Source organism: Actinomadura geliboluensis (genome assembly GCF_005889745.1).
Taxonomy (GTDB): Bacteria; Actinomycetota; Actinomycetes; order Streptosporangiales; family Streptosporangiaceae; genus Spirillospora; species Spirillospora geliboluensis.
The window spans coordinates 1-3,998 of sequence record NZ_VCKZ01000600.1; the positions used below are offsets into that span (position 1 = coordinate 1).

Annotated in this window: 3 protein-coding genes; 1 reads left to right on the top strand and 2 read right to left on the bottom strand. The window is 72.5% G+C overall.

The window, feature by feature from the left end:
• A partial coding sequence (locus ETD96_RS42130) for an ABC transporter permease family protein (protein WP_478209504.1) occupies positions 1 to 542 on the bottom strand: 542 nt, incomplete at its 3' end.
• A gap of 362 nt (positions 543 to 904) precedes the next feature.
• Between ETD96_RS42130 and ETD96_RS42135 the strand changes: the two genes are divergently transcribed.
• A complete protein-coding gene (locus ETD96_RS42135) occupies positions 905 to 2,866 on the top strand; it encodes a sensor histidine kinase (protein ID WP_138642074.1) in 1,962 nt (653 codons plus the stop codon).
• Between the two features lie 279 nt (positions 2,867 to 3,145).
• On the opposite strand, the gene dapF is transcribed toward ETD96_RS42135, so the two are convergent.
• Entirely contained in the window at positions 3,146 to 3,958 is an 813-nt protein-coding gene (gene dapF / locus ETD96_RS42140) for a diaminopimelate epimerase (RefSeq protein WP_138642075.1), read from the bottom strand.
• Positions 3,959 to 3,998 lie beyond the last annotated feature (40 nt).

Sequence of the window (3,998 nt, forward strand, 5' to 3'; positions counted from 1 at the left end):
CGGAGATGTGAATAAGAGACAGCCCCCACCCACACGAACACCCGCACGCCCAGTACGTCGTTCACCCTCACGGCAGCCGCCTGTAACAGCACCGCCAGAACGAACACAGGCACGGCTAAGAGCAGACAGACCCCGCCCGTAACAACCCTGTCGGTGACCCGTCCATGCGTGGCCGCCGCGTACGCGCCAACGAGAATCCCCAGCACGCCACCCACGACCCCGCCGGGAACCAGCAGGCGGAGGCTGACACCAAGCCGCCGCCATAACTCCGCGTTGACGGGCTCACCCTCCTGCGTCCGGCCGAAGTCCCCTTGCAGGACGCCCCGCGCCCAGGTCCGGTAGCGGTCGGCCAGTGGAGTCCTGTCGTTCAGGTTCAGCGCGCTGAGCCGGGCATCGATGACGGCGTCGGGCGGGCGCGGTGTCCGGCCCTGGAACGCCGTCCGCGGATCGAGGACGGCGGCGGCGAGCAGATAGGCGAGGCTCCCGGCGAACACGACCAGCACCGCACGGCTCACCACGCGCCGCAGCACGAACACCGCCACCGACTCCCCTCCCGCACCGCCCGCCGACGAACACGGAATGCTACACATCGAACACAGAACGCGCAGATGGACGACAAAACACCGCCCTGACCTGCACTTTCCGACTTCTCACATCCGGGCGTCGCGGCATCGGCGCATCTCGCGCGCACGGCGGAACGGGCAGCGGGGAGGCAGTTCCCGCCCCAACTCGGCGGACCACCTCAAGCCGGGACAGATCTTCCCTGCTCAGGGCGCGCCATCGTAGGTTAGGGCTCCCCTGTTGGTTCCCCTAGGTAGATCATTCGGCCGGATGCGGCTCTCGGCCTGGGTCTCCACGACCTGGACGCTTTAACATTCCATTACTTTCGGGCGGGGAGTGCATGATGGAGACGGCAGCACACGGCCGCGCGGCGGGGCGCCTCGGCGTCCTCCTCGCGCTGGCCGCGGTCGCGTTCGTCGTCACCTCCCTGACCCTCGGCGCCTGGCTCCCGTCCGCCGAGCGGATGGTCTGGTGGCACCCCGAGATCCTCGTCGCGCTCGCCTGGACGCCCGTCGGCGCCGTTCTGCTGCGGCACCGGCCGGGGCTGAAGGTCGCCTGGCTCATGGTCGGCGCCGGCTTCAGCGCGGCCCTGTACGTCCTGACGCTGAACCTCGCCCCGTGGGCGGACCGGCACGACTGGGCCGCGGCCGGGTTCCTCGACTGGCTCGGGACGTGGCTGTGGGCGGTCGACACCTACGCGCTGACGCTGGTCCTGCCGCTGATCTTCCCGGACGGGCGGCTCGTGTCGCGCCGGTACCGGCCGGTGCTCGCGCTCGCCTGCCTCATGCCCGCCGTCGTCTGCGTCCACCTGACCATCGACCCCGGGGTGCGCCGCTGGCACAACGGCGTGTCGGTCTACCCCTTCGACGGCATCCCGCTGCCGATCAGCGCCGTCATCCTCGGCACCCTGGCCGCGGGCCTGTTCTCGGTGCTCGTCCGGTTCGTCCGGTCGCCGCCGGACGTCCGGCGGCAGATCGCCTGGGTCGTCTACCCCGGCATCCTCGCCGAAGGGGTCATCTACATCGGCGAGAACAGTCCCATCGGGGATCCCTTGCGCAACATCACCATCGTCGCCGTGCCGATCTGCATCGCGATCGCCATCACCCGCTACCGCCTATACGACATCGACCTCGTGGTCAGCAGGACGCTGGTGTACGCCGGGCTGGTGGTCGTCATCACGGGCGTGTACTTCGCGCTGGTCGGCGCGGCGAGCCTGCTCGCGCACGGCCGGGGCACCCTCGCCGGGCTGGCCGGCGCGATCGTCGCGGGCGCGGTGTTCGAGCCCGTCCGGCGCCGCCTGCAGCGGATGGTGGACGGCGTCATCCACGGCGAGCGCGACCCGTACCGGATCGCCGACACCCTCAACCGGCGGCTGCAGACCGCCGCCGACCCCGGGGCCGCGCTCGCCGCGGCCGCCGAGGTGGCCCGCTCCGCGCTGCACGCGACCGGCGTGGTGATCGAGGTGCTGGACCGCGACGGCCGGACGATCTCCGCCGAGGACGGCGTGCTCGGCCCGCGGCCGCAGCTCGTCCCGCTGGTGTGGCACGGGGAGCCGGTGGGCCGGCTGCTGTTCGGCGTCACCCGCACCCCGGACGCGCGGCTGTCGGGCATCCTCGCCCGCAACCTCGCCGAGCTGGCGAACGCGGCGCGGCTCGCCGCGGACGTACAGCGCTCCCGCGAGCACATCCTGCGCACCCGTGAGGAGGAGCGGCGGCGGCTCCGCCGCGACCTGCACGACGGACTCGGCCCGACGCTCGCCAGCCTCGCGATGACGGTGGACGCGGCCCGCATCACGCTGAAGACCGACCCGGAGGCGGTGGACACGCTCCTGGAGGAGCTGCGCGCCACCATGGGGCGCACCATCGGCGACATCCGCGACCTGGTGTACGGGCTGCGCCCGCCCGCGCTGGACGACCTCGGGCTGGAGGGCGCGATCCAGGCGCTCGGCGGCGTCGTCGCCACCGGCGACGGCCCGACGGTCGACGTGCGTGTGGAAGGCGACCTCAAAGGACTGTCCGCCGCCGCCGAGGTCGCCGCCTACCGGATCGTGCAGGAGGCGCTGACCAACGTGCACCGGCACGCCAACGCGTGCTACGCCGAGGTCACGCTGTGCCTGAACGGCGATCTGCACGTCACCATCGGCGATGACGGTGTGGGGTTGCCCGACCGGCTTCGTTCCGGGGTCGGCATGTCGTCGATGCGAGAACGCGCTACGGAACTGGGCGGATCCTGCACGGTCGGCCCCGGCCCCAACGGCGGAACCCTCGTCCGGGCCCGGCTGCCGGTCAACGGCGCCCATTCCTGACGCCGGCCGCTGACGCTCTCCCGGGGCGCGCTCACCCGGGGTTCTCCGGCCTCACCCTGGTGGGAGGGCCGGTGACCGCCCCCCGCCAAGAAGGTCGCCACCGGCCCTCAGGCTCCGTACGGCCCCGGGGCTCCCATCCCGGTCCGTACGGGCCATTCACCAGAGGGTGTGCAAGAAAGAAGTTATGCGGCTCAGGGTCCCGTTGGAGAGGGACACCTGTCCCGTTCATGCCGGGACGACTCCGGACCCGCCGCAACCCCTGGTGAGGCAAGGGTTCCGCTAGATCCACCCAGGACGCGTCTCACCCTCGGCGACGAGCACCGCCGGGCCGCGCAGATGGCTGGTCCGCCCGTCGAGGGTGACGGTCACCCGGCCGCCGGGAACGTCCACGGTCCATTCGGACGCGCCAGGGGTCCCCTGGGCCGCCGCGGCGGCCACCGCGACCGTCCCGGTGCCGCAGGAGCGCGTCTCGCCGGAGCCGCGCTCGAACACCCGCATCTCCACGTGCCGCTCCCCGACGGACCGGAAGAACTCGACGTTCACCCCGTCGGGGAACACGGCCGGGTCGAAGCCGGGGGCACGCGACAGGTCCAGCGCGGCGACCGGCCCGTCCACGCGGCACGCCAGGTGCGGGTTGCCCACCGACACCCGCCGGCCCTGGAACGCCGCCCCCGCCAGGGACGCCTCGCCGTAGCCGAGGAGCTCCGGCGCGCCCATGTCCACGCTCACGTCGCCGGACGCGCCGAGCGTCACCCGGCGCAGGCCCGCGCGGGTCGCCACGTCCCACTCGCCGGGCGCGGCCAGGCCGGCGTCGACGAGGTAGCGGGCGAAGACCCGGATCCCGTTGCCGCACATCTCGGCGATGCTGCCGTCGGCGTTGCGGTAGTCCATGAACCACTCCGCGTCGGCGCCCGCGTCGGCGTCGAGTTCCGCCGCCTTCGTCCGGACGACGCGCAGCACGCCGTCGGCGCCGATCCCGGCGCGCCGGTCGCACAGCCGCGCGACGGCCTCCGGGGCGAGGTCGAGGACGCCGTCCGGGTCGGGCAGGATCACGAAGTCGTTCTCGGTGCCGTGGCCTTTGACAAACCGCATCCTTCGATCGTATTGCCTCGCTCAGGTGCCCCGCCCGGCC

Excerpts from the sequence above, each read along its gene's own strand:
- ETD96_RS42135 (WP_138642074.1), top strand. The coding sequence starts at position 905 with ATGGAGACGGCAGCACACGGCCGCGCGGCGGGGCGCCTCGGCGTCCTC.
- dapF (WP_138642075.1), bottom strand. The coding sequence starts at position 3,958 with ATGCGGTTTGTCAAAGGCCACGGCACCGAGAACGACTTCGTGATCCTG.